The 26,981-nt window shown below is 67.0% G+C and carries 23 protein-coding genes; 12 read left to right on the forward strand and 11 right to left on the reverse strand.

The window, feature by feature from the left end; all coding sequences use genetic code 11:
- Positions 1 to 139 precede the first annotated feature (139 nt).
- The gene (locus tag C5B90_RS03195) at positions 140 to 1,840 is read right to left on the reverse strand and encodes a methylmalonyl-CoA mutase (RefSeq protein WP_115879044.1); all 1,701 of its coding nucleotides are present in this window, start codon (positions 1,838 to 1,840) and stop codon (positions 140 to 142) included.
- 223 nt (positions 1,841 to 2,063) lie between these two features.
- On the opposite strand from C5B90_RS03195, the gene C5B90_RS03200 reads away from it, so the two are divergent.
- The 3 genes from C5B90_RS03200 to C5B90_RS03210 are packed head-to-tail and all read left to right on the forward strand — an operon-like array spanning position 2,064 to position 5,606.
- Complete coding sequence (locus C5B90_RS03200) at positions 2,064 to 3,989, forward strand: NosD domain-containing protein (RefSeq protein WP_115879046.1); 1,926 nt, start codon at positions 2,064 to 2,066, stop codon at positions 3,987 to 3,989.
- Positions 3,982 to 4,788 carry an ABC transporter ATP-binding protein gene (locus C5B90_RS03205; protein WP_115879048.1) on the forward strand — a complete coding sequence of 269 codons (807 nt, stop codon included), beginning with the start codon at positions 3,982 to 3,984 and terminating at the stop codon, positions 4,786 to 4,788. The genes C5B90_RS03200 and C5B90_RS03205 overlap by 8 nt, the downstream gene beginning before the upstream one ends.
- Complete coding sequence (locus tag C5B90_RS03210) at positions 4,785 to 5,606, forward strand: ABC transporter permease (protein ID WP_115879050.1); 822 nt, start codon at positions 4,785 to 4,787, stop codon at positions 5,604 to 5,606. Before C5B90_RS03205 ends, C5B90_RS03210 begins: the two co-directional genes overlap by 4 nt.
- Positions 5,607 to 5,657: 51 nt before the next feature.
- Here C5B90_RS03210 and C5B90_RS03215 read toward each other — a convergent pair whose 3' ends face one another.
- Positions 5,658 to 6,302 (reverse strand): FAD-dependent oxidoreductase, encoded by a 645-nt coding sequence (locus C5B90_RS03215; protein ID WP_115879052.1) that lies wholly within the window; start codon positions 6,300 to 6,302, stop codon positions 5,658 to 5,660.
- A 306-nt stretch (positions 6,303 to 6,608) separates the two neighbouring features.
- On the opposite strand from C5B90_RS03215, the gene C5B90_RS03220 reads away from it, so the two are divergent.
- Together C5B90_RS03220 and C5B90_RS03225 are read left to right on the forward strand one after the other, a co-directional pair.
- Positions 6,609 to 8,369, forward strand: a complete 1,761-nt coding sequence (locus tag C5B90_RS03220; RefSeq protein WP_004972538.1) for a 2-oxoacid:acceptor oxidoreductase subunit alpha — start codon at positions 6,609 to 6,611, stop codon at positions 8,367 to 8,369.
- Entirely contained in the window at positions 8,366 to 9,229 is an 864-nt protein-coding gene (locus C5B90_RS03225) for a 2-oxoacid:ferredoxin oxidoreductase subunit beta (protein WP_115879054.1), read from the forward strand. Before C5B90_RS03220 ends, C5B90_RS03225 begins: the two co-directional genes overlap by 4 nt.
- Positions 9,230 to 9,265: 36 nt before the next feature.
- On the opposite strand, the gene C5B90_RS03230 is transcribed toward C5B90_RS03225, so the two are convergent.
- The gene (locus C5B90_RS03230) at positions 9,266 to 9,976 is read right to left on the reverse strand and encodes a DUF6517 family protein (protein ID WP_115879056.1); all 711 of its coding nucleotides are present in this window, start codon (positions 9,974 to 9,976) and stop codon (positions 9,266 to 9,268) included.
- Positions 9,977 to 10,080: 104 nt separating this feature from the next.
- Entirely contained in the window at positions 10,081 to 10,278 is a 198-nt protein-coding gene (locus C5B90_RS03235; RefSeq protein ID WP_115879058.1) for a hypothetical protein, read from the reverse strand.
- A gap of 236 nt (positions 10,279 to 10,514) precedes the next feature.
- Between C5B90_RS03235 and C5B90_RS03240 the strand changes: the two genes are divergently transcribed.
- Together C5B90_RS03240 and C5B90_RS03245 are read left to right on the forward strand one after the other, a co-directional pair.
- Positions 10,515 to 11,297, forward strand: a complete 783-nt coding sequence (locus tag C5B90_RS03240; protein ID WP_115880543.1) for an aldo/keto reductase — start codon at positions 10,515 to 10,517, stop codon at positions 11,295 to 11,297.
- 88 nt (positions 11,298 to 11,385) lie between these two features.
- Positions 11,386 to 11,577 carry a hypothetical protein gene (locus tag C5B90_RS03245; RefSeq protein ID WP_115879060.1) on the forward strand — a complete coding sequence of 64 codons (192 nt, stop codon included), beginning with the start codon at positions 11,386 to 11,388 and terminating at the stop codon, positions 11,575 to 11,577.
- 35 nt (positions 11,578 to 11,612) lie between these two features.
- On the opposite strand, the gene C5B90_RS03250 is transcribed toward C5B90_RS03245, so the two are convergent.
- The 3 genes from C5B90_RS03250 to C5B90_RS03260 all read right to left on the reverse strand — a co-directional run bounded on the left by C5B90_RS03250 (position 11,613) and on the right by C5B90_RS03260 (position 14,808).
- Positions 11,613 to 12,749: a DUF373 family protein gene (locus C5B90_RS03250; RefSeq protein WP_115879062.1), complete on the reverse strand. Its 1,137-nt coding sequence runs from the start codon at positions 12,747 to 12,749 to the stop codon at positions 11,613 to 11,615.
- 43 nt (positions 12,750 to 12,792) lie between these two features.
- A complete protein-coding gene (gene sppA / locus C5B90_RS03255) occupies positions 12,793 to 13,794 on the reverse strand; it encodes a signal peptide peptidase SppA (RefSeq protein WP_115879064.1) in 1,002 nt (333 codons plus the stop codon).
- Positions 13,795 to 13,884: 90 nt separating this feature from the next.
- Entirely contained in the window at positions 13,885 to 14,808 is a 924-nt protein-coding gene (locus C5B90_RS03260) for a coiled-coil protein (protein WP_004972546.1), read from the reverse strand.
- Positions 14,809 to 15,107: 299 nt separating this feature from the next.
- On the opposite strand from C5B90_RS03260, the gene C5B90_RS03265 reads away from it, so the two are divergent.
- Complete coding sequence (locus C5B90_RS03265) at positions 15,108 to 15,533, forward strand: DUF371 domain-containing protein (RefSeq protein WP_115880545.1); 426 nt, start codon at positions 15,108 to 15,110, stop codon at positions 15,531 to 15,533.
- Between the two features lie 69 nt (positions 15,534 to 15,602).
- Positions 15,603 to 16,409, forward strand: coding sequence for an endonuclease III (gene nth / locus C5B90_RS03270; protein WP_115879066.1), 807 nt, complete (start codon positions 15,603 to 15,605; stop codon positions 16,407 to 16,409).
- Here nth and C5B90_RS03275 read toward each other — a convergent pair whose 3' ends face one another.
- From C5B90_RS03275 to C5B90_RS03285, 3 genes are all read right to left on the reverse strand, one after another.
- Entirely contained in the window at positions 16,410 to 16,841 is a 432-nt protein-coding gene (locus tag C5B90_RS03275; RefSeq protein WP_115879068.1) for a hypothetical protein, read from the reverse strand.
- 120 nt (positions 16,842 to 16,961) lie between these two features.
- Entirely contained in the window at positions 16,962 to 17,345 is a 384-nt protein-coding gene (locus tag C5B90_RS03280; protein WP_004972550.1) for a methylglyoxal synthase, read from the reverse strand.
- 112 nt (positions 17,346 to 17,457) lie between these two features.
- Positions 17,458 to 19,380, reverse strand: coding sequence for a beta-CASP ribonuclease aCPSF1 (locus C5B90_RS03285; protein ID WP_115879070.1), 1,923 nt, complete (start codon positions 19,378 to 19,380; stop codon positions 17,458 to 17,460).
- 248 nt (positions 19,381 to 19,628) lie between these two features.
- Here C5B90_RS03285 and C5B90_RS03290 point away from each other — a divergent pair, with 248 nt between their 5' ends.
- Complete coding sequence (locus tag C5B90_RS03290; protein WP_115879072.1) at positions 19,629 to 20,108, forward strand: hypothetical protein; 480 nt, start codon at positions 19,629 to 19,631, stop codon at positions 20,106 to 20,108.
- Between the two features lie 42 nt (positions 20,109 to 20,150).
- Here the strand turns inward: C5B90_RS03290 and C5B90_RS03295 are convergent, their stop codons facing one another.
- A complete protein-coding gene (locus C5B90_RS03295) occupies positions 20,151 to 20,648 on the reverse strand; it encodes an HTH domain-containing protein (RefSeq protein WP_115879074.1) in 498 nt (165 codons plus the stop codon).
- 163 nt (positions 20,649 to 20,811) lie between these two features.
- Here C5B90_RS03295 and proS point away from each other — a divergent pair, with 163 nt between their 5' ends.
- Complete coding sequence (gene proS / locus C5B90_RS03300; RefSeq protein ID WP_115879076.1) at positions 20,812 to 22,278, forward strand: proline--tRNA ligase; 1,467 nt, start codon at positions 20,812 to 20,814, stop codon at positions 22,276 to 22,278.
- Positions 22,279 to 22,438: 160 nt separating this feature from the next.
- The gene (gene gltB / locus C5B90_RS03305) at positions 22,439 to 26,974 is read left to right on the forward strand and encodes a glutamate synthase large subunit (RefSeq protein ID WP_115879078.1); all 4,536 of its coding nucleotides are present in this window, start codon (positions 22,439 to 22,441) and stop codon (positions 26,972 to 26,974) included.
- Positions 26,975 to 26,981: the final 7 nt, after the last annotated feature.

Below are 26,981 nucleotides of genomic sequence, written 5' to 3' on the forward strand. Positions count from 1 at the left end.
CAGCTGTCCGAGCGGGTGGTCTCGCCGCGGGTGGCCACCGGGCTGTCGGTCGGTTACGCGCGCCGGCGGCGCGCGTTCCAGTCAGCGAACGTTCATGTCATCCCCACCGTTTCGGGCGGGCTCACCGCGTCGGCGACGCTCACATCACGCCGATGGTCTCGCGGTAGGTGCCGTACTCTTCGGCGAACACGCCCATGATCTCACCCATCGTGACGTACTCCTTGGCGGCGTCGACAAGCACCGGCATGACGTTCCCCCCGTTTCGGACCGTCTCGCGGAGTTCGTCGAGGGCGGCTTCGACCGCCTCGTCGTCGCGGTCTTCCTTGACGGATTCGAGGCGCGAGAGCTGTCGGTCCTGCACCTCGTCTTCGACGTGCAGCAGGTCGGGGCGACTGTCGTCGTCGGTGTCGTACTTGTTGACGCCGACGACGATTTCCTCGCCGTCTTCGACTCGCGACTGATACTCGTAGGACGCCTCGCTAATCTCGCGGTGGTAGTAGCCCTCGTCGATGCCGGCGAGGACACCGTCACGGACGGAGCCGTCGCCCATCTCCCGAATCTCCTCGATGTAGGCCATCGCCTCGGCCTCGATTTCGTCGGTCAGCGTCTCAACGAAGAAGCTCCCACCGAGGGGGTCGATGACGTCGGCCGCGCCCGACTCCTCGGCGATTATCTGCTGAGTGCGGAGCGCGACGGTGACGGCCTCCTCTGAGGGGAGCGCCAGCGCCTCGTCGAAGCTGTTCGTGTGGAGCGACTGCGTGCCGCCGAGGACGCCCGCGAGCGCCTGAATCGTCACGCGGACGATGTTGTTGAGCGGCTGTTGGGCCGTCAGCGACTGTCCCGCCGTCTGGGTGTGGAACTTCAACTGCTTCGAGCGCTCGTCTTCGGCGTCGTACCACTCCGACATCACGTCGTGGTAGATGCGGCGGGCGGCGCGGAACTTCGCAACCTCCTCGAAGATGGAGTTGTGGGAGTTGAAGAAAAACGACAGCTGGGGGGCGAACTCGTCCACGTCGAGACCGCGGTCCACCGCGTCTTCGACGTAGGCGAAACCGTCGGCAAGGGTAAAGGCGAGTTCCTGTACCGCCGTCGACCCGGCCTCGCGGATGTGGTAGCCCGACACCGAGATAGGCCGGATGCGCGGGGTCTCCTCGGCGGCGAACTCGACCGTGTCGGTGACGAGTTTGAGCGACGGTTCCGGCGGGATGACCCACTCCTTCTGCGCGATGAACTCCTTGAGCATGTCGTTCTGGAAGGTGCCGCCGATTCGGTCGCGGGAGACGCCGCGGTTGTCCGCGAGCGCGACGTACATCGCGAAGACGACCGGCGCGGAGGGGTTGATGGTGAAGGAGGTCGTCACCTCGCCGATGTCGATGCCGTCGAACAGCACCTCCATGTCGCGGAGGGTGTCGACCGCGACGCCCTCCTTTCCGACCTCGCCGTCCGAAAGCGGGTCGTCGGAGTCCTTGCCCATGAGCGAGGGCATGTCGAACGCCGTCGAGAGGCCGGTCTGGCCGTTCTCGATGAGATAGTGGAAGCGCTCGTTGGTCTCTTTCGCCGTGCCGAAGCCGGCGAACTGCCGCATGGTCCACGTCCGCCCGCGGTACATCGTGGGGTACACCCCGCGCGTGTACGGGGACTCGCCGGGGAAGCCGAGGTCCGACTCGTAGTCGAGGTCGGCCACGTCGTCGGGCGTGTAGAGGTCGTCTACCTCGTGGTTAGAGACGGTGGCGAACCGGTCTTTGCGCTCGCCGCCCTTCTCCAAGAAGGGGTCGCGGGTCTCCGATTCCCACTCGTCGCGCGCCTCGCGGATGGACGCCAAATCCTCCTCGTCGTACATGCACGTGAATCAGTATGGACGATGATTAAGGATTCGGGTCGAAGTCGACCCCTCGGTCGGTTCGCACCCCGGCCGCGAGGCTTCGACGGACAGACCATCGCGCATATCACCCCCCGAAGACCTAGCCACCGGCATGTACGACCGCGCGACAGGGAGGGGACACCTCGACGCAGCGGCTCACCCCGCCGCAGCCCCCGAATCCGACGGGGTCGAGCGCTAACCGATGGCGCTCGTCACACCCGAGACGACCCGCTGGGTCGCCGCCGCGACGGCGCTCGTCTTCGTCCTCGCCAGCGTCTCCTTCGTCGTCCCCGCCTCCGGGTCCGTGTCGCCGGTTCCCTTCGACGACACGGTCAAGACCGGCGGCACGTCGGTCGACGTGCGAACGGCCGAAGTCGAGGGGTTCGAGGTCCCGCTCGCGCAGGTCCACTTCTCTCGGTACCGCTACATCATCGGCTACTACGGCGTGACCACGGCCGCTGCGGACGTGTCCACCGCCGAGAGCGCCCGCCAGTTCGGCGACCCGCTCGGGGTGTTCGTCACTGACTACGCGACGGTCTCGCCCGACCTCGACGACGACGGCTACCTCCGAACCGAACACAACCGCAACACCGGCTGGACGAAAGCGTCCGAGGCGTCGTTCGTCGTGGACTCCGGCGCGCGAGTCCCCTCCGGCCCGATTGCCGTCCCGTTTTCCGACGCCGACGCGGCGCGCTCGTTCGCGGACGCCCACGGCGGCGAAGTCGTCGATTGGGCGACGCTCCGCGAGCGCGCCGGCGACCCGCTTTCGTCCCGCCTCGCCGCCTTCGAGTCGTCGGTCGCCGCCCACCACGAGTGGGCGAACCAGACCACCGCTGCGAGTGATGCGCTGTTCGACAGGCCGGTCTCGACCGTCGTCGGCGAGGACGCGCCGACCGTCGAAGCCGCGGTCGCGTCGGCCCCCGCGAACACGACCGTCTACGTCCCCGCGGGAACCTACTCGGTCGACGCGGTCGAACTGAACCGCTCGGTGACGCTCCTCGGAGCCGGAAGCGACACGCGACTCGTCGGCGACGGAAACGACAGCGTCGTCCACCTCCGCGCCGACCGGAGCGCGGTCGGGAACCTCTCCGTCTCCGGCGTCGGCGAGGTGGGGACTCGCCGGGTCCGCGCTACCAACGAGTCCGTCGACTGGGACACCCGCGTCGAACTCGCCTACGGCCGCGGCGACGCCGGCGTCGTCCTCGACGGCGCGAACGAGTCGGCGATCCGCGGCGTCGAAATCGACACGCCCGCGAGCGGTATCATCGCCCGCGAGAGCGCCGACAGCGTCGTCGACGGCGTGACGGTCCGCGGGGCCGACGACCCCTCCGACGGCTTCATGGGCGTCGTCCTCATCGGCGAGCGGTCGGTCGTACAGGACTCGACGTTCCTCGGCGGCCGCGACGGCGTCTACACCCATCGCGCCGACGGGAGCGTCATCCGCGACAACCGCATGGAAGACGGCCGCTACGGCGTCCACCAGATGTACACCTCGGACGCGCTCGTCGCCGACAACGTCGTCCGCGGGGACCGCATCGGCGTCGTCCTCATGACGCGGCCCGTCGGCAACCTCGTGGTCGGAAACGACGTGCGCGAGTCCGACTTCGGGTTCATGCCCGCCGGGAGCGACACCTACGTCGCTGACAACGTCTTCGCCGGCAACGACTACGGGATGGACGTGAGCGGCGACCGGCAGGTGTACGTCGGAAACGTCGTCGCCGGAAACGGGGTCGGTATCCGCGGAAGTTCGACGTTCCCGACGAACGTCGTCGTCCGAAACGACATCGTCGGCAACGACGTGCGCGTCGAGTCGTCGCTCGGCCCGATGCGGACGTGGACCGTCGTCGGCGAGGGCAACTACTGGGGCGACCTGCCGCTCGAAGACGCGAACGGCGATGGCGTCTACGACCGGGCGTACCAGCCCTCCGGGGTGGTCGACGCCGAACTCGGCCGCGAACCCGGCGCGCTCGCGCTCTCCGAGTCGCCCGCGGTGCGCGCGCTCCGTCGCGCCCGCGACGCGGTGTCCGGTCTCCGTGGGTCCGGCGTCGTCGACGCCGCGCCCCGGACCGAGCCAGTTCGACCGGAGACGCTCGCCGCCCTGAACGCGACGGAGGAGACTGATGACTGACGAATCCACCACGATGCCGAACCCCGAACCCGCGACGACCGCCGAGACGGATTCCGACGAATCGACGGGCGAACCCGCCGATTCCACCTCGAACGGACCAGCTATCGCCGCGACCGACCTCAGCCACGCCTTCGGCGACGTGCGCGTCCTCGACGGCGTCTCGCTGTCGGTCGCGCCCGGCGAAATCGTCGCGCTCGTCGGCCCCAACGGCTCGGGGAAGTCCACGCTCTTACGGTTTCTCGCGCGGGTCCGCGCGCCAGACGAGGGAACGGTCACCATCGGAGCCAGTAACGGGCGCGCCCGCGTGGGCTACCTCCCCCAGCAACCCGGCTTCCGCGCCAGGTTCACCGCGGCCGACACGCTCGACTTCTACGCGCAGTTCGTGGACGAGGACGTGGACGTGGCCGGCGTGCTGGAGCGCGTCGGCCTCGCCGACGCCGCCGACCGCCGGGTCGACGCGCTCTCCGGCGGGATGACGCGCCTGCTCGGTCTCGGCCGGGCGCTCGTCGGCGACCCGGCCGTGGTCGTCCTCGACGAGCCGGCCAGCGGCCTCGACCCCGGCATGGTCGAACGGCTGTTCGGCATCGTCTCCGACCTCGCTGACGCGGGCGTCGCGGTCGTCCTCTCGTCGCACAACCTCGGCCCCATCGAGCGGACCGCCGACCGCGTGGTCGTCCTCGACGGCGGGCGGTTCGTCGCCGACGGCGACCCGCGGGCGGTGGTCGAGTCGGTCGGCGCGACCGACCTCCAGACCGCCTTCGGCGACCTCGTGGCGACCGAGGAGGTGACGGGCAGATGAGCGACGGCGACCTCGACGGCCTCGGCGACGTGTTCGCCATCGCGGCGCGCGAACTTCGGACGGTCGTCAGGGCCCCCACGGTCGTCGCGCTCTCGGTCGTCTTCGGGCTGACCGTCGTCGCGGTCGCGGCCGCGGGCTCCGGCGCGCGCGGCGGCTACGTCCCGCTGGTGCTGGATTTGGTCCCGTTCGTGGAGGCCCTCGTTCCGCTTCTCGCCGTCGCGCTCTGCTATCGGGCGGTGCTTTCGGACCGCGAATCGGGCGAACTCGACGTGCTCCGCACCTTCGACGTGTCCCGGCCGGCCTACGTCGGCGGCGTCTACCTCGGCCGGGGGCTCGCGCTCGTGTTCGTCGTCTTCGGGTCGCTGCTCGCAGCGGGAGCGACCGTCCCGGTGCTCTCGCCGCCGGACCCGACGTTTCTCGCGCTGAACGAGGCCGCCGACTCGCCGGTCGCGTTCCTCCGCTTTTCCGTCCTCACGGTCCTGTTCGCCCTCGCGGTCGCGGCCGTCGCGCTCGCCGTCTCGGCCGCTGCGCGGACCGCCCGGCAGGCAATCGCGCTCGCCGTCAGCCTGCTCGTCGCCTTCGTCGTCGGCGTCGACGCCGCCGCCGTTGCCGGACTGGCCTCGGGAACCCTCGGCATCGACGCGGTCCCGCTCGTCCTCGCGGCGAGCCCGAACGGTGCGTTTCGGTCGCTCGTCCTCGGCGTCGCCGTCGAGACCGGCGGGGGAGGGTCGCCGACCGCAGCGCTCGCGGGACTCGTCGGCTGGGTCGTCGTCGCGCTTGCGGTCGCGGTGCTCACGGCGTGGCGACCGGTAGAATAGTGGTGGCCGGTGTTGGGCGGGCGAGCGGGGCGAACGGGGCGCTCGAAGCGCCTACCCGAAGTTCTCGACTTTCGCGGCGTCGGCGTCGCCGCCGGCGGCCTCGACGGCGTCGGTCGCGCTGGCGACGAAGTCGGCGAAGCCGTAGACGAAGACCTGTTCGCCCTCGTCGCCGGTGAGCGCGTCGGAGACGGCGTCTGCGAGGTCGGATTCGTCGCCGGTGACGACGACGCTCGCGCCGTCGTCGCGGAGCGCGGAGAGTCGGTCTTCGTGCGCAGGCGCGTCGTCGAGATAGACCACGGCGGCCTCGTTGCCGTCGGCGACCGCGGCCTCGGCGATGCCGACCGCGGGGCCGACGCCGGGACCGCCAGCGAGGACGACCACGCGCGACTCGCCGTCGTAGTAGCTCTGCCCGAACGGCCCGGAAATCTCGATGTCGTCGCCGGCCGCGAGCGAGTCGAGGTGCTGGCTGAACGGCCCGGCCTCCTCGGGGTCGATGCCGACGGTCACCTCGAACGTGTCGCCGACGCCGGCCGACGAGAGCGTGTAGAACCGCGCGTACGACTCGCCGTCGACCTCGGCGGAGAGTTTGACGAACTGGCCCGGTTCCGCTTCGAAGCCGTCGGGCGTCTCGAACTCGATGGCGACCGTTCCGGGGCCGACGTCGCGGGCCGCGGAGACGGTGACGATTGCGTCCATGCGACCGGGTTGGTCGCAGGCTCACAAGGGCCTTGCCTTCCCGGCCGCGCGCACCGGAGAACGGGGCGAACCGTGCCCACTGTGCACATAGTGTAAACCGGAGATAATTGCCACGAGGGGGTGAAACACACCACAACTGTACGTTTAGACAATTCCGGCACCCCAATTCGCAGAAAAGTTGGTTGTCTCATTCATTCCGACGCTTCTCAGAACTTATGTATCAAATTTTCATTTATTATCAGTACCGTCGTTTAACACCAATTTTCAGAAGGCTTTTGACCCGGCTATGGGTAGATTTCAGTCAGCATGCCTGCGGACTTCAACTGGGCCATCGGCGGCGAGGCTGGCGATGGCATCGACTCCACGGGGAAGATTTTCGCTCAGGCGCTATCCCGGGCTGGACGCCACGTGTTCACCTCTAAGGACTTCGCTTCGCGAATCCGGGGCGGATACACCGCGTACAAGGTTCGGACTGCCATCGACCCCGTACAGAGCGTCGTCGACCGACTCGACGTGCTCATCGCACTCACACAACGAACAATAGACGAGAACCTCGACGAACTGCACGAAGGTTCCGTCATCATCTACGACGGCGACCGCTCGACGATGGCGGACGTCGAAATCCCCGAGGGAATGGTCGGGCTGGACATCCCCCTCAAGGCACTCGCCGAGGAGGCGGGTGGCGCTATCATGCGCAACGTCGTCGCGCTCGGCGCGGCGTGTGCCGTCGCCGACTTCCCCATCGAGAACCTCGACAGCGCGCTGCAGAAGCGCTTCGGCGGGAAGGGGGAGGCCATCGTCGAGAACAACAAGAAGGCGGCTCGCGCGGGCCTCGAATACGTCCACGACGAGTACGACCACGAGTTCGACTACGACCTCGAGACGACCGACGAGGACTACGTGCTCATCAACGGCGACCAGGCCATCGGCATGGGCGCCATCGCCGCCGGCTGTCGCTTCTACGCCGGCTACCCCATCACGCCCGCGACTGACGTGATGGAGTACCTCACCGGCCGCATCGAACGCTACGGCGGGCACGTCGTGCAGGCGGAAGACGAACTCGCGGCCATCAACCTCGCGCTCGGTGCGGCACGCGCCGGCGCGCGGTCGATGACCGCAACGTCGGGTCCGGGTATCGACCTGATGACCGAGACGTTCGGGCTCGTCGCGACCTCCGAGACGCCGCTCGTCATCGTCGACGTGATGCGCTCGGGCCCCTCGACGGGGATGCCGACCAAGCAGGAACAGGGCGACCTCAACATGATGCTCTACGGCGGCCACGGCGAGATTCCGCGGTTCGTCGTCGCGCCGACGAGCATCGACGAGTGCTTCTGGAAGACCGTCGAAGCGTTCAACTTCGCCGAGAAGTACCAAGTTCCGGTCTACGTCGCGGCCGACCTCGCGATGGCGGTCACGGAACAGACGTTCTCCCCCGAGGCGTTCGACATGGACGAAGTCGAAATCGACCGCGGCAAGGTCGTCGACGACGACTCCATCGACGAGTGGCTCGACGAGGAAGGTCGCTTCCAGCCGCACGCGCTCACCGACGACGGCGTCAGCCCGCGTGCGTTCCCCGGTACGGAACAGGGTGCGCACATGTCGACGGGTCTCGAACACGACGAACTCGGTCGGCGGACCGAAGACCGGTCGATGCGCGTCGAGCAGGTCGACAAGCGCGACCGGAAGGTCGAGACCGCAAAGGAGACCGAGGACTTCTCGCCGCGCGAGTTCGGTGACGCCGATTCGGACACGCTCATCCTCTCGTGGGGCTCCAACGAGGGCGCGCTCGTCGAGGCGCTCGACTTCCTCGAAGAGGACGGCATCGACGTGCGCTTCCTGTCGGTCCCGTACATGTTCCCGCGGCCGGACCTCACCGAGGAAATCGAGGCGGCTGACGAGGTCATCGTCGTCGAGTGTAACGCGACGGGGCAGTTCGCCAACGTCGTCGAGCACGACACATTGACCCGTGTCAAGCGCATTAACAAATACGACGGCGTCCGCTTCAAGGCGGACGAACTCGCAGACGAAATCAAAGCCACCCTCGACGCAGAGGAGGTCTCAGCATGAGCTCAAACGTCCGCTTCACCGACTTCAAGTCAGACAAACAACCGACCTGGTGTCCCGGCTGTGGGGACTTCGGGACGATGAACGGCATCATGAAAGCCCTCGCCAACTCCGGCACCGACCCCGACAACACGTTCATGGTCGCCGGTATCGGCTGTTCCGGGAAAATCGGGACGTACATGCACTCGTACGCCATCCACGGCGTCCACGGGCGCTCGCTCCCGGTCGCCGCCGGCGTCAAGCTGGCGAACCCCGACCTGACCGTCGTCGCCGCCGGCGGCGATGGTGACGGCTACTCCATCGGTGCGGGCCACTTCATCCACGCCGTCCGCCGCAACGTGGACATGGCCTACACCGTCATGGACAACCGCATCTATGGTCTCACGAAGGGGCAGGCCTCGCCGACCTCGCGAGAGGACTTCGAGACCTCGACGACCCCCGAAGGGCCCCAGCAGCCCCCGGTCAACCCGCTCGCACTGTCGCTCGCGGCCGGTGGCACGTTCATCGCACAGTCGTTCGCGACGGACCACAAGCGCCACGCGGAAATCGTCCAAGAGGCCATCGAACACGACGGCTTCGGCTTCGTGAACGTGTTCAGTCCGTGTGTCACGTTCAACGACGTGGACACCTACGACTACTTCCGCGACAACCTCGTGGACCTCGCGGACACCGACCACGACCCGACCGACTACGACGCGGCCAAAGAGAAGATTCTCGACTCGTCGAAGGAGTACGAGGGCGTCATCTACAAAGACGAAAGCTCCGTCTCCTACGAGCAGAAGTTCGGCGTCGACCAGGACATGTCGGACATCCCGTCGGGCGCACCCGACGACGCGATGGACCTCGTCCGCGAGTTCTACTAACACCGCCGAACTCGCGTTCGACGCCGCACCGACCGCTCACCGAACTTCGACCGTTCTTTCGACCGTCCCCGGATGCTCGACAGCGCCCGCGAGCGCCGCGACCGCCTCGCTCTCGTCCACGTCGGCCCCGTGGACCGCGAGGAGAACCACCACGTCACCGTCGTGTTCGACGGTCGCGAGGTGGAGTCTTACTTCGGCCGTCCCGCCCTCGTAGGCGACCGTCTCACCGTCGACGGCGGTCTCGCCGGCTTCGACCTCGACCGTGCCCGCGTAGGTGACGAGCTCCGTCTTCGAACCGAGCATCGTGACGTTCCGCGCGCCGACCTCGCGGACGCCGTTGACCTCGGGGACGTTTCCGAGTGCCTGCGCGTCGGCCAGCAAGTCGAGGCCGGTCGCGACGAGCTCGCGGTTCCCGAGGTTCGAAAGCGGGTTGACCGACTGCCCGGCGACCTCGGCGTTCGGCGACGAGACGACCACGAGGGCGGTGATATCGTCGTCGTCGGTCGTCTTCGAGTATCCGGACACCCAGACCTCCGCGCCGACGGAGCGAGAGGCGGGCCCGACGCCCACGTCGTACGAAAGCGGGACGACGGTGCTGTTGCCGTGGACGTAGCCGTGTGCCTCGTAGGCCGACGGGGGAATCGTCGCGGGCTGGGCCGCGAACGTGGTCGAACCGCCGAGCCCGCCGAGGCAACCGGCGAGGGCGACGATGAGCGCGAGCGCGAGGGCTGTGCGTAGTTGAGGCATGCACTCTAGAGGCGCGCAGAGAGCATGACAGTCTCGCCGCCGCGAAAAAGCGCCGAGCGACCGACCGAGTCGGACCGTCGCCGGGAGTCTCGCCGACGCGCTCGCTACGCCACCGTCTCGATGTTGAGCTGGTAGCGCGTCCCGCAATCGAGACACCGCGCGTTGTCGGACTCGATGAGTTCCGTCACCAGCACCTCGCCGAACTCGCAGTTCGGACACTCGTAGACGAGCGAGTCACCCGCGATGCGGTGTGCGAACGCGTTCGTGTTCTCTTCTGTCAACGGCTCTGATGCGGACGACATTCCTGACCACCAGTCAGATATGCTACCACATGCCACATAAACCATCCGCCGCCGAACGTCGAGCGGCGTCAGATAGCATCGGGAATCAAGCCCCCGAGACGCCGTGTGACTCACCCTCAGGCCTCGAAAGCCGGAAATTCGCCCGCCCTTTCGGAACGTCTTTTCAACTCGCGGCCCACGATTCGTCCATGACGGAGAACGCCGCTTCAGCAGACGACGCACCGCGGGCGAACGGGATGCCGATGCTCGGGCTCGGAACGTGGCAGAACACGAACGCCGACGAGTGTCGCAACGCGGTGCAGACGGCGCTGGAGATGGGCTACCGGCACATCGACACCGCCCAGGCGTACGAGAACGAAACGGAGGTCGGCGAGGGCATCGCCGCCGCCGACGTCGACCGCGACGAGGTGTTCCTCGCGACGAAGGTGTGGGCCGGCAAGCTGTCCCACGACGACGTCATCGAGAGCACCGAAGAGAGCCTCGAAAAGCTCGGGGTGGACTACGTCGACCTCCTGTACGTCCACTGGCCGTCCCGCACGTACGACGCCGAAGAGACCCTCGCGGCGTTCGACGAACTCGTCGAACGCGGGCTGACAAAGCGCGTCGGCATCTCCAACTTCGAGCCCGAGCAGGTTCGCGAGGCCGTCGAACTGTCCGAGTCAGGTGCCTTCGCCAACCAAATCGAGATGCACCCGCTCCTCCAACAGGAGGAACTCCGCGAGGTCTGCGCCGAGGAGGACATCGAAATCGTCGCGTACTCGCCGCTGGCCCGCGGGAAGGTCTTCGATGTCGACGTGCTGTCCGACATCGCCGAGAAACACGACGCGAGCGAGGCGCAGGTGTCCTTGGCGTGGCTCCGCGAGAAGGGCGTCACCGCGATTCCGAAGGCGACGAGCGAGGGCCACATCCGCGACAACTGGGAGTCGCTCGCGCTCGAACTCGACGACGAAGACGTGGCCGCTATCGACGCCATCGAAACCGAAGAGCGCTGCATCGACCCCGACTTCGCGCCCTGGTAAGCGACTGAACCCGCGTTTTTCCGGTTCGCCTCTCGATTCGCCGTCCGAAGCCGCAACGGATTTGTCGAACGAGTCCCGACAGAATCGCATGGAGTTCGACCTCCCCAAGACAGTCGCGCTGCTCGTCGCGCTCGTCGTCGGCGGAACCGCAGCCCTCGTCGGGATGGGCGTGATGGCCACGAGTACGGTCCTGATGATGGTGACGCCCGCGATGCTCGTCTTCGGGGCCGTCTGTCTCGCCATCGGCGTCAAACACGGCGAGTACCGAGCGGCGAACTAACGGGCGGAACGAAGCAAAAAGCGGCACGGAAGACCTCAACTCTCGTTTTCTCGTGGGGTGTCGACCACGTCTTCGAGCGCGTCGTCCGAGACGCTCGCCGAGATGCGGACGCCCACGGCGCTGACGACGATGCCGGCGACGATGAACATCGCCAGCCGCTGGACCGGCGTGAGCACGAGTCGCCCGAGCAGTTCGAGGTTCGCCAACTCTCCCTGTCGTTCGAGGAGGAACCCGGCGAACCCACGGACGACGAGCCCGATGGCGACGACGCCGAACGGGAGGTTCATGTACGACGTGGAGACGCGTTCGCTCCCGATGAGTTCGTCCAAGAGACGGCCCGCGCTCGCGGTCAGCGCGGCGAGCGCCAGCCACGGGACGCTGTGGTAGACGAACAGGAGCGACGGGACGAGTACCTCCTCACCTCCGCCGACGCCGGGCGACCGGACAGCAAGCGCGCCGAGGAACAGCCCAACGATGGCCAGCCCCGCAGCGACCGCGTAGGTGACGACCGACACCTGTCCAGAGTAGAGAGCGTCGCGAACCTGGTCGGGCGCGTCCGAGAGGAACTCGTCGATAGCGAGCCCCTTGTAGAGGAGCACCGCGCCCATGAGGGCGGCGAGACCCGCCATCGCGACGGCTGGGGTGAACTGGACGAGAAGCAGCGGGACGAGAAGCAGGCCGACGCCGAGCGGGACGAGTATCGTCGAGCGAAGCTCCTCGTCGCCGAGGAACTGCTTGAGCAGGTAGTACGTCGACTCGATGTCGTGGGCCTGTCGGACCACCACGCGGTCGACCGCGTCGACCCGGAACCGGCTCTCGACGACGGGGACGAGCCGCTCGTCTTCCGCGCTGTCGATGACGACGACCGCGGACTCGACGTCGTAGCGCTCGGCGAGGTCGTCGAGCTGTCGCGCGACGGCGCGGTCGGCCCCGACGGGGCTATCGCTCGTTCCCGAGATGACCGCGATTTCGGCGTCCTCGCGCTCGTCTCTGAGTTCGCGCGTCGTCCGCAACGCCGCGAGAAGGCAGTTGACGCTCGAATCCTCGGGGTCCGCGAGACCCACGTCGGTGACGAGCGACCGGACCGCTTCCCAGCCGACGACGGGCGTCGAGAGCCCGGTCTTGCGGCCGATGTCGTTCGCCCGGTCGACACAGAGGACGAGCGTTGTCACGTGGAAGACGAACGCGGGCGCGGGCTAAAAAGCCTCCCAGTCGTCAGAACCGAAACGAGAAGCCGTCGTCGGGGTCGACCGACGAGGCGAGTCCCGCGCCGAAGGCGTACGCCGCGCCCTCGACGCCGCCGCGGAGCCGGTCGGTGAGGCCGACCTCGGGGGTGAACTCCCGGACCGAAACCTCGTCGCGGCCGAGGAGTTCGGCGAGTCGGTCTTCCACGTCGTCGCGGGTGCCCAGCGAATCGACCAGCCCGAGTTCGTGGGCCTCCTCGCCGAGATAGACGCGGGCCTCCGTGTCGCGGACGACCTGCGGGTCCATGTCCCGACCCTCGGCGACGCGCTCGACGAAGTCGTCGTAGTAGTCGTCGATGAGGCCTTGGAGGTACTCGCGTTCGTCCTCGGTCGGCTCCTTGAGGGCCATCCCCGCGTCCTTGTACTTCCCCGCGGCGAACCGCTCGTAGGAGAGGCCGACTTTGTCGGCCAGTTCCGAGGCGTTGACCGACGAGCCGATGACGCCGATGGAGCCGACGACGCTCACGTCGTGAGACCACAGTTCGTCGCAGCCACTGGCGATCCAGTAGCCGCCCGAGGCGCAGGTGTCCGTGGCGTAGGCGACCGTCGGGCCGTCGAAGTCGGCGGCGGCCCGGCGAATGTCGTCGCTCGGCAGGACCTCGCCGCCGGGCGTGTTCAGTTTGACGAGGAGCGCGTCGACGTTCTCGTCGTCGGCCGCGGCGTCGATCTGTTCGACGATGTCGTCGGCGGGCGTCCCGCTACCGCGACCCGGAACCGGGCCACCGCCGCCGTCGCGAGAAATCGGCCCCTCGACGGCGACTTCGGCCACGTCGTAGTCGGGGAAGGCCGAGGCGGCGAGCCTGCCGCCGACGCGGAGCGCGGCGACGACGGTTCCAATGACCAAGAGGAGCCCCGCGAGGTCCGCGAGCGTGTCGGGAACGGAGTAGAACAGGACCCAGCCGACCGCCGCCGCGACGACGGCGAAGACGACCACGATAGCCAGCCGATAGATGCGCGTGAAGCTGTCGGTCACGGTGAATCACTCATGGCTGTCGCTGGGGCTTCGAACGGGATAAAAATGATACGTCGCAACTGCGACGAAGAGAGAGAAAGTGACCGAAGTTTAGAGCAGACCGGACTTCTGGAGCTTCATCAGGTCCTCGGTCTCGAGGGTCTCGCCTTCCTTGAACTTCTGGTAGATTTCCTCGGCCTCGGCCTTGGCGGCTTCGCGCTCCTCGGCGCGGGAATCCTTGCGCTGGCGCTCTTCCTTCTTGTCCAGCTCGCGGAGGCGCTTCTGGACGCGGACAAAGTCCTCGTGGTGACGGTCGGCCGCTTCCTGGGCTTCGACGAAGAGCTCGTGCATCTCGTCGGCCTTGTCGCGGATGTCGTCGGCCTCGCGGTAGGCCTCGATCATCTGGTTGTGGTGTTCCTGGGCGTCGTCGGCCAGCTCGGTCACCTTCTGGTGGTGCTGGGACGCCTCGGAGCGGACCTCTTCTGCCTCTTCGATGAGTTCTTCGAGGTCACCGCTCTCTTCGACCTTGTCCTTTTTTTGGCGAAGTTCTTCGCGCTTGTTCTCGATCTTCTCGATGAGCTCGCGCTCGTCTTCTGTCGAGAGGACTTCGGTCTGCTGGCGGAACTCGAGTTGCTCGATCTCCTCTTTGAGCTCGTCGATGTCCTTGCCGTCGTCGAGCTCGAGGTCGCTTTTCATCTCGTCGACCTCGTCGAAGAGCTCGTTGGCCTTCGCGTTGAGCTCGTTGCGGCTCTGCTTGTGTTCCTGCACCTGCGAGTTCATTTCGTCGCGCTTCTCGCGGTGCTTCTGGGCTTCGTCGACCTTCTCGCGAGTCATCGCGTTGAGGTCGTCGCGCTTGGATGCGCGCTCAGAAGCCATCTGGTTTAGTTCATTGCGGCGGTCACGGAGTTGACCGGCGAGTTTGATGAGTTCGCCTTTCGAGCCGCTCTCGAGCTTTTCGTCTGGGAGATCGATGTTTCGTGCCTCGTCGAGTTCCTGCACGTCGAACTCGCTAAGTACTTCCTGCTTCGTTACCATGCGTAATCAATCCTCGATACCATCACCACTCCGTGCGTGGCGGCTGCTCGTGGGAGTGCGACCGACCGTGGATAAGAATTCCCGATCATTCTGCGTGCTATGCCGCCGGAACGCCGGAGGCGCTCAGGTACATACACATACAGGCGACCAGTTAATAAATACTTCGGTGGGAATTCGGGTGAAAACAGTTACCACACCGCTCGTATCGACCGTATTCACTATGTTAGTTTTTGCCATGGGAGCATATAAATGGGATGCGAATCGAGGGGGCTAAACCGAGTCGGGTCGGATGCCACGCCATGAGAGAGGTCATCCGCGCACGCGGTCACGAACACGTGCGCGCCGAGCACGCGAGCACGTTCGAGGTGACGACAGACGACTGGCTCACCCCCGCGGGCGACTGCATCATCGGCGTCGATGCCGACCGCACGCCCGCCGACTTCGACCCGGCGTTCGTCGAGGCCTGCCAGTCCCACGACGCGACTATCGACGTGCACGTCCGCGTGGACGCGGGCGACGACGCTCACGAGCAGACCGTCCGCGCTCGCGGACACCCCGACCTCACTTTCGAGGGCGACCGCAGCGTCGTCTTCCGCACGAGCGACTACGTGGACGACCGGACGGGTGCGGTCGGCGCGGCCCACGCCGCTGCGGGCTTCGACCGCGACCTCGTCTCGGCGCTCGTCGACGGCGCGGAACTGACGGTCACCATCGAAGTCGAATAGTCCCGCGCGGGCGGCGAGCCGGTCGGCCGACGAGATGCGTTTTTCACCGCGCGGTCGTAACCCTCGGACATGCCCGAAGAACCCTCCGAGAACATCAGCGGCGGCGCGAGCGGCGGCGGCCGAGAGTCGGCGTTCGACCCCGCAGACCCCGAGACCGCGACGCGCGCCGAGGTCGTCGTCGACCGACTCGGCGAGCGCTACTGGCGGAAGGCCTACGGCGGGCAGGGCGGCTTCGAGTGTCTCGTCCGAACCATCCTGAGCCAGAACACGAGCGACAAGGCGAGTCAGCCAGCCCACGACGAACTCATGGCGCAGTACGGCGGCGGCGACCTCGCCGAGTCGCTGGCGGCGGCCGACCGCGAGGGTATCGTCGAGGCCATCCGCTCCGGCGGGCTCTACAACCAGAAGTCGAAGCTCATCCAAGGCGTCGCGGAGGAGGTGCTGGCCGACTTCGGGAGCGAGGCCGACTTCGACCGCTACGTCCGCGAGGAAGCCCCCGCGACGGTCCGCGACCGCCTCTTGGAGATGAAGGGCGTCGGCCCGAAGACTGCCGACTGCGTCCTCCTCTTTGCGGGCGGGCGCGGCGGCGTTTTCCCCGTCGATACGCACGTCCACCGCATCGCTCGGCGAATCGGCCTCGCACCGGCCGACGCCGACCACGAAGGCGTTCGGGCGGCGCTCGAACGCGACATCCCCGACGAGAAGTGCGGCTTCGGCCACACCGCGATGATTCAGTTCGGCCGCGAGTTCTGCAAGGCGCGAAAGCCCGCATGTCTCGACGGCCCCGAAGCGTGCCCGATGGCCGACGTGTGCGACATGGTCGGCGTCGACGCGGCGGCACAGTCGGTCACCGACCCCGCGGCCGCGGACGACTGACTAACAGGACTTTGTTTCGAGCCCGCTCACCGGCGACCCGTCGTCCTCGTAGTTCGATTCGATGCCCGAGTCGGCGAACATCGGGAGGTTCATCGAGTAGTCGTAGACGACGCTGAACCGCGAGAAGGGGTTCGAGAGGAACGCCGAGATGGGGCCGACGCCGTCGAACGCGACGCCCGCCCGGAGTTGGACGATGGAGTCGTTGCCGACGGAGCCGCCGGCTTCCATCCCGAAGCCGCCCTCGCCCCCGAGGTTCTCGAACATCGAGAGGAAGACGACGAGGTCGATGCCCGCGCCCTCGCCGCCGATGTCGAACTGGTGGCCCTCGCCGGGGAAACACGGCGAGGTCGGGCCGGTCGCGGCGGCGACCGGGGCGGTCGCGACGGTGAGAATCACGGCGAGCGTCAGGGACGCGTGGGTCGCGGCGTGCATACCGTCGCCTCCGGCGCGCTGCTAATTAAGGATACGCCGCGATTCTCAGGGGTGATACCACGGGTCGGCGGAAAACGAGACGAGAGACGCAGGGGCCCCAGCGGGGCGCTGACCCGGCGGTTACTCCTCGCCGTCGAGTTGTCGGATGAGTTCGTCGAGGACGGCGTCCGCGCTGGCGAGGTTTGTCGCCAGCGGCGTCTGGTGAACGTCGCAGATACGGAGCAGGGCGGTGATGTCCGGTTCGTGGGGCTGGGCGGTCAGCGGGTCGCGGAGGAAGATGACGCCGTCGCAGGTCTCGCTGGCGATCTCCGCGCCGATCTGCATGTCGCCGCCGAGCGGCCCGGACTGCTTGCGCTCGATGTCGAGGCCCGTGGCGTCGATGAGTCGCTGACCGGTCGTCCCCGTCGCCATGAGTTCGAAGCGTTCGAGGTCGGCCTGCCGCTCCTCGGCGAACGAGATGAGGTCCGGCTTCTTCTCGTCGTGCGCAATAAGTGCGAGACGCATAGCAAACACTCGTTCGAGCGTCGTGATTAATCTTCGCCCGGACGCCGTCCGTGAGAAATCGTTTCGCGGCGGCGATTGACGTGCCGGTGAGGGTCGCCGTGACTGCGAGTCGTTACTTGAAGCGGAACGTCTCGAGGTTCTTCGGCGCGAACGTCCGCATGTTGTAGTCGTGGTAGAGCGCCGACGAGAGGTCCTGCACGGAGCGCTCGTCGCCGTGGACGCACAGCACCTTCTCCGGGCGCGGATTCATCGTCTTGACGAAGTTCTCGAGGCCCTGCCGGTCGGCGTGACCGGAGAAGCCGTCGACCGTCTCGACGTCCATCTCGAGCTTCAGCGTGTCCGACCGCCCCATGCCGTCGCGGCCGTTGACCGGAATCTCGTCCCAGCCGTTCTGGATGCGGCGACCGAGCGTCCCCTGCGCCTGGTAGCCGACGAAGACCAGTCGGGACTTCGGGTCGGGGCCGACGTGGCGGAGCCACGACATGATGGGGCCGCCGGTGACCATCCCGGAGGTCGAGAGGATGATGGCCTGGTCGCCGTCGGCGACGTCCTGTCGCTCCTCTTCGCCGCCGTCGATGTGGTTGAACTCCTCGGCGAGGAACGGGTTTTCGTCCTCGTGGAAGATGCGGTCGCGGAGGTCGTCGCGGAGATACTCGGGGTAGGTCGTGTGGATGGCCGTCGCCTCCCAGATCATCCCGTCGAGGTGGACGGGCATCTTCGGAATCTTGCCCGAGCGCATCGCCTCTTCGAGGACGAGCATAATCTCCTGCGAGCGACCGACGGCGAACGCCGGGATGACGACCTTGCCGCCGCGGTCGTGCGTCTCGTTGATGACCTCGATGAGGCGCTTTTCGGAGTCCTGCTGGTCGGTCTGGTAGTCGTTGCGACCGCCGTAGGTCGATTCGAGGACGAGCGTCTCGACGCGCGGGAAGTCGTTGACCGCGCCGTTGAACAGGCGGGTGTCCTCGTAGTGGATGTCGCCGGAGAACGCGACGTTGTAGAGGCCGTCGCCGATGTGGAAGTGCGAGACGGCGGAGCCGAGGATGTGACCCGCGTTGTGGAACGTGAGCTTCACGTCGGGCGCGATGTCGGTCACGTCGCCGTACTCCAGCGGGATGGTGTGCTTGATGGCCTCGCGGACCATCTCGGACTCGTACGGCGGGGTGCGGCCTTCCTTCGAGGCGACGTCGAGGTAGTCGAGCGTGAGCAGACCCATGAGGTCGCGGGTCGGCTCGGTCGTGTAGATGGGGCCGTCGTAGCCGTACTTGAACAGAAGCGGGATGAGCGCCGAGTGGTCGAGGTGAGCGTGGGTGAGGACGACCGCGTCGAGCGAGTTCGCGCCCGACCCGAGCGCCTCGGGGACCTGCAGATACGGCACGTCGTCGGAGCCGGGCTTGTCGCCGCAGTCGACGAGGATGCGGGTCTCCGGCGTCGAAACGATGAAGGACGCGCGGCCGACCTCGCGGCAGCAGCCGAGGGTCGTGATGCGGACCCACTCGTCGTCCGAGAGCTGTTCGCGGTGAATCTGCCGACCGGTCCGTTCGAGGATGCGGCGGCGGTCCTCCCGTTCCTGCTTCAGGAAGTTGCGGACGTTCGAGACCGTCGAGGACTCGATGGGCGGGGTGCGGACGACTTCGGGCGTCCAGCCGACTTTCTGCGTGATTTCGCGGAGCGTCGAGCCGTGGCGGCCGATGACCATGCCCGGTTTCTCGGCCTCGATGACGACTTCCCCGGTGTCGATATGGAAGTCGAGGTCGGTGACGCCGGCCTCTTCGGGGATGACGCTCAGAATCTTGGGTTCGGCCTCTCGGGGGTCGGACAGCACGTCCGGGTCCGGGCGAACCGTGATTCGCTTTCGGAGCTTACTCGCGAGTTTCCGGATAAGGTCGCCGTTCTGAGCGAACTTCTTCGGGTCGCGCGTGTAGACGACGAGTTCGGGACCCTCGTACTTGACGTCGGAAACCGAGATGTCGCGGGGGAGTTCGTTCGTAATCTCTGCCTTCAAATTCTCGAGTTGTTTATCTACGGAGCTCATAGTTACGAGCGACCCGTCCGGTCCTGCGCCGGCAGGTCTCGGGAACCCCTACCTCAGGAGCGTCGACACGAGACGGTCCACGTGTACGAGTGCCAGTCTCGGCCAACTGCGGAGAGAGCATAGTGAACTGAATACGGTGGTATCTCGACTGCGGGAAGAGGCAGGGAAAACCCGCTTACCCGACAGTACCATGTCGCCAGTATAAAACCCTTCGCAAAGTCGAAGCGTCTCGGGGTCGACCGACGACCATGGAACTCACACCGGCGGCCGTCTCGGCGGAGCACGACTGGGTCCGAGACCGCGCGGACGTGGTCGTCCCGCTCATCAACGAGACGCGACGGCGACTCGGCGAGCAGTTCGACACCCGCGTCGGCGAGGTCGACGAGGCGACCTACCTCGACGCGGTCGACGCGGTGTTCGCCGACGGGGAGGTCGGCGTCAACGTCGCGGCGTACGTGCGCATCCTCAAGCAGTTAGACGTGCAGGACGACTATCCGGGGTTCGTCGTGGACGAGGTGCTCGGCCGCGAACTCGCGGCGACCATCGCCGGCGGCGAGCCGCTCCGACTCCTCGCGCAGGCGACGTTCCACTTCGCGGACGTGGCCGTCCACACCGACGGCCCCGCCGGACGCGACGACCTCGATGCCGCGCTCGCCGCGGGGTTTCAGACCCGCCTGCCGGGGTGGTCGTGGCGCGACGGCGACTCACCGTTCGACAGCCGGCGCTGACGACGGGACGGCGTCGCCGGAAAAAAACCGTGTTCGGACCGCTTACCACTCGATTCGGACGCGCTCCGACGACTGCTCGGACTCGCGTTCGGCCTGCGAATCGAGGTCGCTGAGACGTCCGCGGAACGCGCCGATGCACTCCTCGCACGCGGTCACATGCGCGAGAACGCCATTTTCGTACTCCGCCATGACCGCCCGCGGTGTCCGCCGCGTCGGTCGCTCCGGCCCCATCCGGCCGATGCCGCGCACCTCGGGGTCGCCTAACCCCGCCAAGCGCTCGCCGCGCGTCGCCGCCCACCGCGCGTACGACGCGAGTCGGTCGCGGGCGCGACGCTCGCGCGGGCTCAACTTCCCCGACAGGTCCACGAACCGGCCCCACGTCTCGACCGTGTACTCCGAGACGAGACCGCGTTCGACGATATCGTCCAGTCGCTCGATAACCGGTGTGAACTCCGCGCGCCGCCCGCTCGGAACCCACAGTTCGATTCGGACCGCCTCCTCCTGAGAAGTCGGTCGCTCGCCGCTCACAATTGTGTCCATTGCTAACACGCCAACCACCACGCACAGGTAGGGCAGCCGACGATATGTATCTATGTGTCCGCCGGAACCGCCGAACGTCGTCGGCCGGAGACGGTCCGCACGGCGTGCCGGGACGCCGGCACCTTCGGGGCGTTTAAGGGTTCGCTACGGCTACCGATGGGCAATGAGCGACGAGCAGGAACTCGGTATCACCGAGTCGAAGCAGTACAACACCGGCGAGTGGTACGCCGAGGTCGTCCAGAAGGCGGGCCTCGCGAACTACGGTCCGGAGGGGATGAGCGGCTTCATCGTGACTCGCCCGCGCGGCTACGCGCTGTGGGAGTCCATCCAGAACTACCTCGACGGCGAGTTCAAGAAGACGGGCGTCCAGAACGCGTACTTCCCGCTGTTTATCCCCGAGAGCTATCTCGAACGCGAGAAGGACATCGTCGAGGGCTTCGACCCCGAGGTCGCGTGGGTCACCCACGGCGGCCACGAGGAACTCGAAGAGCGCCTCGCCGTCCGTCCGACCTCCGAGTCCATCATCGCGCCCTACATGGCCCAGTGGGTCCGTAGCCACCGCGACCTCCCGCTCCGCGTGAACCAGTGGGCCTCCGTCGTGCGCTGGGAGGCGACTGAGACGAAGCCGTTCTTCCGAACCAAGGAGTTCCTCTGGCAGGAGGGCCACACGGCCCACGAGACCCGCGACGGCGCGTGGGACGAGACGATGACCCGCCTCTCGCAGTACCAGTCGCTCTACGAGGACGTGCTCGCCATCCCCGTGCTCCGCGGCGCGAAGCCGGAACACGACAAGTTCCCCGGCGCGGACACGACGACGACCGTCGAGGCGCTCATGCCCGACGGCAAGTCCGTGCAGGCCGGCACTTCCCACTACCTTGGCACCTCCTTCGCCGAGGCGTTCGACCTCACCTACACGACCGAAGACGAGGACGAAGAGCCCGCCCACACGACCTCGTGGGGGCTGTCGTGGCGCTCGCTCGGCGCGCTCATCATGACGCACTCCGACGACCAGGGGCTCGTCCTGCCGCCGACCATCGCGCCCGAGCAGGTCGTCATCGTCCCCATCTGGCAGGCCGACACGCAGGAGAAGGTCCTCGAGTACGCCGAGGACATCGCCGAAGACCTCGAAGACGCCGGCGTCCGCGTCGAACTCGACGCCCGCGACGAGCGCAACCCCGGGTTCAAGTTCAACGAGTGGGAGCTCAAGGGCGTCCCTGTCCGCTTCGAAATCGGTCCGAACGAGGTCGACGACGAGGTCGTCACGGTCGTCCACCGCCCCGACGGCGAGTCAGTCGAACTCGACCGCGAGAACATCGCCGAGGCCGTCCAAGAGCAGTTCGACGAGGTGTACGCGAAGCTCTACGCCGCCGCCGAGGAGAACCTCGAAGAGAACGTCCGCGAGGCGTCCGCCCGAAACGAGATTCTCGGCACTATCGGCCAGCACGGCGGCTACGTGAAAGCGCCGTGGTGCGGTGACGAGGCCTGCGAGGAGGAGATTAAAGACCAAATCGCCGCCGAAATCGTCATGGTTCCCCTGAACGACGAGGACGCGGAGATTCACGACGGCGAGGACTGTGCGGTCTGCGGCGACGATGCCGAGGAGACCGCGTACTTCGCGAAGTCCTACTGAGCCGACCGCCGCGCGGTTCCACACGATTATTCATATTTTTCGTCGTGCGTCGAATCATCATTAGTCGACATACTATGTATGGATACATCCTTATATGACATTGTAACACCCTTATGGTTTCAGGAAAAGTTGCTTATGGGGGTAGCTGTACCATTGGCGTATGACCAAGCCACACATAGACGCACCCTTCGCTCAGGGCGGGTTAGCCGACCCGACCGACGAGCGGTCGAACTGCGGCGTTGGGGCCGTCGTAGACCTTGAAAACGGCGCCTCGCACCGCGTCGTCGCAGACAGCCTCGAACTCCTTGAAAACCTCGAGCACCGCGGCACCACGGGCGCCGAGGAGAACACCGGAGACGGGGCGGGTATCCTGTTCCAGCGACCGGACGAATTCTTCGAAGCAGTCCTCGAAACCGAACTTCCGGACCTCTACGCGGCCGGTTCGGTGTTCATGCCGACCGACGACGAGGTCCGCGAGCGCGTTTCGGCGGTTGTCGAGGATTCGCTGGCCGACCACGGGCTGTCCGTGTTCGACTGGCGCGACGTGCCGACCGACAACTCCGAACTCGGCGCGACCGCGCTCGAATCGGAACCCGACGTCTGGCAACTGTTCGTCGAGCCGGCCGACGAGATGACCGCAGACGAGTTCGACCGGGCGCTCTACCTCGCCCGTCGAGCCGCCGAGAAGGCGGTCGATACCCTCGCCATCGAGGGCGCAGGCCGGTTCTACGTCTGCTCGCTCGACCGCAAGACCATCGTCTACAAGGGGCTGCTCACGGCCGAACAGCTCCCGAACTACTTCCCCGACCTCGGCGACGAGCGGATGGTGACCGAGCTCGCGCTCGTTCACGCGCGCTTCTCTACCAACACGCTGGGCGCGTGGCACCTCGCCCACCCGTACCGCCAGGTCATCCACAACGGCGAGATAAACACCATCCGCGGTAACGTCAACTGGATGCGCGCCCGCGAGACGGACCTCCAGCACGAGGCGTTCGGCGACGACATCGAGACGCTCAGGCCCATCACGAAGGCCGACCAGTCCGACACCGCGAGCGTCGACAACGCGGTCGAACTGCTCCTCAAGGGCGGCCGCGAACTCCCGCACGTCCTGCGGATGCTCATCCCCGAGGCGTACCGCAACGACGACGCGATGGACCAGTCGCGCCGCGACTGGTACGACTTCCACGCCTCGCTGGTCGAGCCGTGGGACGGCCCCGCGCTCGTCGCGGCGACTGACGGCGACCGAATCGCCGCCGTCCTCGACCGCAACGGCCTCCGACCGTGCCGCTACGAGGTGACGACCGACGGCCGCCTCATCGTCGCTAGCGAGGTCGGCGCGCTCGACACCGACCCCGCGGAAATCGAGTCCCGTGGCCGCCTCCAACCCGGCGAGATTTTCATGGCCGACCCCGACGAGGGTCGCGTCATCCCCGACGCCGAGGTGTTCGACTCCCTCACGGACGAGAAGTACGGCGAGTGGCTCGACGAACAGCAGCGCCACCTCGACGAGCTCGCCGGCGACGCGGACTCCACCTCGCGCGGACAGGTCGAGTCGCTTCGGGCGACACAGGCGGCGTTCGGCTACACGCACGACCAGCTCAACCACATGATAGAGCCGATGGCCCGCGACGGCAAGGACCCCGTCGGCTCGATGGGCGACGACACGCCGCTTTCGGTGCTGTCGGACCTCAACCGCCCGCTTTTCACCTACTTCAAGCAGCTGTTCGCGCAGGTGTCGAACCCACCTATCGACTACATCCGCGAGAAGCTCGTGACGAGCCTGGAGTCGCGGCTCGGCTTCCAGCGTAACCTGCTCGACGAGTCGTCCGACCACGCGCGCCAACTCGTCCTCGACTCGCCGGTCCTCACGGACGCCGAGACGGCGGCCATCAAGGACCTCGACGACGACATGCGCAGCGCCGTCGTCGACATCACCTACGAGCAGGGCGGCGACCTCCGCGAGGCCATCGAGGCCGTCCGCGACGAGGCCAAGGCGGTCATCGAAGACGGCGCGGACATCGTCGTCCTCTCCGACCGCGACATCGGCTCCGACCGGGTCGCCATCCCGAGCCTGCTCGCGACGGGCGCGGTTCACCACAGCCTCGTCCGCAACGGCCTCCGGAACCACGCCGGCCTCGTCGTCGAGTCCGGCGACCCCCGTGAGGTCCACCACCTCGCCACGCTCGTCGGCTACGGCGCGGGCGCGGTGAACCCCTATCTCGCCTACCAGACCATCGAGGACGTCGTCGCCGGCCCCGACGGGGCCGACGAGGGCGAGGCCATCGACGCGTACGTTCACGCGCTCGAAGACGGCCTGCTCAAGACGATGGCGAAGATGGGCATCTCGACGGTCGAGAGCTACCGCGGCGCGCAGATTTTCGAAGCCGTCGGTCTCGACTCCGACTTCGTCGCCGAGTACTTCGAGGGCACCGAAATCCGCACCGAGGGTATCGGCCTCGACGTCATCGAAGAGGACCTGCTGACCCGCCACGCCGCCGCCTTCGGCGCGGACCCGAAGCTCGAACGGCAGGGCGAGTACGAGAACCGCTCGGCCGGCATCCACCACGGCTGGAACCCCCAGACCGTCGGCACGCTCCAGCAGTCCGTCCGCGCCGGCGACTACGAGAAGTACCAGGAGTTCGCCGAACTGGTCAACGACCAGTCGGAACAGCTGAAGGCGCTCCGCGGTCTCCTCGAGTTCGACTCCGACCGCGAGCCCGTGGACATCGACGAGGTCGAACCCGTCGAGGACATCGTCAAGCGCTTCTCGACGGCCGCGATGTCGCTCGGTAGCCTCTCGCCGGAAGCCCACGAGAACAACTCCATCGCGATGAACCGCATCGGTGGCAAGTCCAACTCCGGCGAAGGCGGCGAACCGCCGGAGCGCTTCGGCACCGAAAAGGAGTGTAACGTCAAGCAGGTCGCCTCCGGCCGCTTCGGCGTCACCTCTCACTACCTCTCGTCGGCCGACGAGATTCAGATCAAGATGGCGCAGGGCTCGAAGCCCGGCGAGGGCGGCCACCTCCCCGGTAAGAAGGTAAACGAGATGATTGCCCACGTCCGCTACGCGACGCCGGGCGTCGGCCTCATCTCGCCGCCGCCGCTGCACGACATCTACTCCATCGAGGACCTCAAACAGCTCATCTTCGACCTGAAGTCGGCCAACCCCGACGCCGACATCAACGTCAAGCTCGTCTCCGAGGCCGGCATCGGCACCATCGCCGCCGGCGTCTCGAAGGCGAAAGCCGACGTGGTCCACATCTCCGGCCACGACGGCGGCACCGGCGCGTCGCCGAAGACCTCCATCAAGAACGCGGGCCTCCCGTGGGAACTCGGCCTCGCCGAGGCCAACCAGATGCTCCGCGCGACCGGGCTTCGCTCCCGCATCCGCGTCTCCGTCGACGGCGGCATGAAGACCGGCCGTGACGTCGCCATCGCCGCCCTCCTCGGCGGCGAGGAGTACATCTTCGGGACCGCGTCGCTCGTCACCTCGGGCTGTGTCATGGCCCGCCAGTGCCACGAGAACACCTGCCCGGTCGGCGTCGCCACGCAGGACGAGAACCTGCGCCGCCGCTTCCCCGGCGAGCCCGACCACGTCATCAACTACATGACGTTCATCGCGCAGGAACTCCGCGAGATTATGGCCGACCTCGGCTTCACCTCGCTCGACGAGATGATCGGTCGTCCCTCCCTGCTCCGGCAGGTCGAGACGGACCACGAGAAGGCCAAGCATCTCGACCTCTCGTCAGTGCTGGCCGAGCCCAAGACGGGTGCGCGCCGCAAGACCGAAGACCAAGTCCACGCGGACATCGGGACGCACGTCGACCACAAGCTCATCGACGAGGCCGCGGAGGCAATCGAGGACCGCGAGCCGGTCGTCATCCGCCGCGACCTCTCGAACGTCGACCGCGCGGTCGGCGCGATGCTCTCGAACCGGATCTCCAACGCCCACGGCGGCGAGGGCCTGCCGGACGACACCATCCGCTGCGAGTTCGACGGCATCGCCGGCCAGACGTTCGGCGGCTTCCTCGCCCGCGGCGTCACGATGCGGCTCACCGGGGCCGCGAACGACTACGTCGGTAAGGGCCTCTCCGGCGGCCGCGTCATCGTCAACACGCCCGCCGAGGCCAACTACGAGGCCGCAGAGAACATCCTCATCGGCAACGTCGCCCTCTACGGCGCGACGCAGGGCGAATGTTACGTCAACGGCCTCGCCGGCGAGCGCTTCGGCGTCCGCAACTCCGGCGTGAAGGCGGTCGTCGAGGGCGTCGGCGACCACGGCTGCGAGTACATGACCGGCGGCGTCGTCGCCGTCCTCGGCGAGACGGGCCGCAACTTCGCCGCGGGGATGTCCGGCGGCGTGGCGTACGTCTACGACCCCGACGACGAGTTCGCCGCGAAGGCGAACACCGAGATGGTGACGCTCGAAGACCACCTCGACGACAAGGACGAGGCGATGCTCACCCGCCTCGTCGAGAACCACCTCGCGTACACCGAGTCCGACCGCGCGGCCGAACTGCTCGACGACTGGCAGTCGGTACTCGGCGACTTCGTGAAGGTGATGCCCGACGCGTACGCCGAGGTCATCGCCGAGGACGGCCGCGAGGACGTCCGCAACGAACTCCCGGCGAAGGCGGGCGCAATCGTCGACGCCGGTACCGACAGAGTCGGCGCAGCGACGACGAGCGACGACTAAGGGCCGA

The sequence above is a fragment of the Haloferax sp. Atlit-12N genome (assembly GCF_003383095.1).
Classification (GTDB): domain Archaea; phylum Halobacteriota; class Halobacteria; order Halobacteriales; family Haloferacaceae; genus Haloferax.

Bases quoted from the DNA above. Each gene is read 5' to 3' on its own strand.
- C5B90_RS03200 (WP_115879046.1), top strand. From the start codon at position 2,064: ATGGCGCTCGTCACACCCGAGACGACCCGCTGGGTCGCCGCCGCGACG.
- C5B90_RS03275 (WP_115879068.1), bottom strand. From the start codon at position 16,841: ATGCACGCCGCGACCCACGCGTCCCTGACGCTCGCCGTGATTCTCACC.
- C5B90_RS03265 (WP_115880545.1), top strand. From the start codon at position 15,108: ATGAGAGAGGTCATCCGCGCACGCGGTCACGAACACGTGCGCGCCGAG.
- C5B90_RS03260 (WP_004972546.1), bottom strand. From the start codon at position 14,808: ATGGTAACGAAGCAGGAAGTACTTAGCGAGTTCGACGTGCAGGAACTC.
- C5B90_RS03220 (WP_004972538.1), top strand. From the start codon at position 6,609: ATGCCTGCGGACTTCAACTGGGCCATCGGCGGCGAGGCTGGCGATGGC.
- gltB (WP_115879078.1), top strand. From the start codon at position 22,439: ATGACCAAGCCACACATAGACGCACCCTTCGCTCAGGGCGGGTTAGCC.
- C5B90_RS03210 (WP_115879050.1), top strand. From the start codon at position 4,785: ATGAGCGACGGCGACCTCGACGGCCTCGGCGACGTGTTCGCCATCGCG.
- C5B90_RS03225 (WP_115879054.1), top strand. From the start codon at position 8,366: ATGAGCTCAAACGTCCGCTTCACCGACTTCAAGTCAGACAAACAACCG.
- C5B90_RS03235 (WP_115879058.1), bottom strand. From the start codon at position 10,278: ATGTCGTCCGCATCAGAGCCGTTGACAGAAGAGAACACGAACGCGTTC.
- C5B90_RS03215 (WP_115879052.1), bottom strand. From the start codon at position 6,302: ATGGACGCAATCGTCACCGTCTCCGCGGCCCGCGACGTCGGCCCCGGA.
- C5B90_RS03230 (WP_115879056.1), bottom strand. From the start codon at position 9,976: ATGCCTCAACTACGCACAGCCCTCGCGCTCGCGCTCATCGTCGCCCTC.
- C5B90_RS03240 (WP_115880543.1), top strand. From the start codon at position 10,515: ATGCCGATGCTCGGGCTCGGAACGTGGCAGAACACGAACGCCGACGAG.
- proS (WP_115879076.1), top strand. From the start codon at position 20,812: ATGAGCGACGAGCAGGAACTCGGTATCACCGAGTCGAAGCAGTACAAC.
- C5B90_RS03195 (WP_115879044.1), bottom strand. From the start codon at position 1,840: ATGTACGACGAGGAGGATTTGGCGTCCATCCGCGAGGCGCGCGACGAG.
- nth (WP_115879066.1), top strand. From the start codon at position 15,603: ATGCCCGAAGAACCCTCCGAGAACATCAGCGGCGGCGCGAGCGGCGGC.
- C5B90_RS03205 (WP_115879048.1), top strand. From the start codon at position 3,982: ATGACTGACGAATCCACCACGATGCCGAACCCCGAACCCGCGACGACC.
- C5B90_RS03295 (WP_115879074.1), bottom strand. From the start codon at position 20,648: ATGGACACAATTGTGAGCGGCGAGCGACCGACTTCTCAGGAGGAGGCG.
- C5B90_RS03290 (WP_115879072.1), top strand. From the start codon at position 19,629: ATGGAACTCACACCGGCGGCCGTCTCGGCGGAGCACGACTGGGTCCGA.
- C5B90_RS03280 (WP_004972550.1), bottom strand. From the start codon at position 17,345: ATGCGTCTCGCACTTATTGCGCACGACGAGAAGAAGCCGGACCTCATC.
- C5B90_RS03285 (WP_115879070.1), bottom strand. From the start codon at position 19,380: ATGAGCTCCGTAGATAAACAACTCGAGAATTTGAAGGCAGAGATTACG.
- C5B90_RS03245 (WP_115879060.1), top strand. From the start codon at position 11,386: ATGGAGTTCGACCTCCCCAAGACAGTCGCGCTGCTCGTCGCGCTCGTC.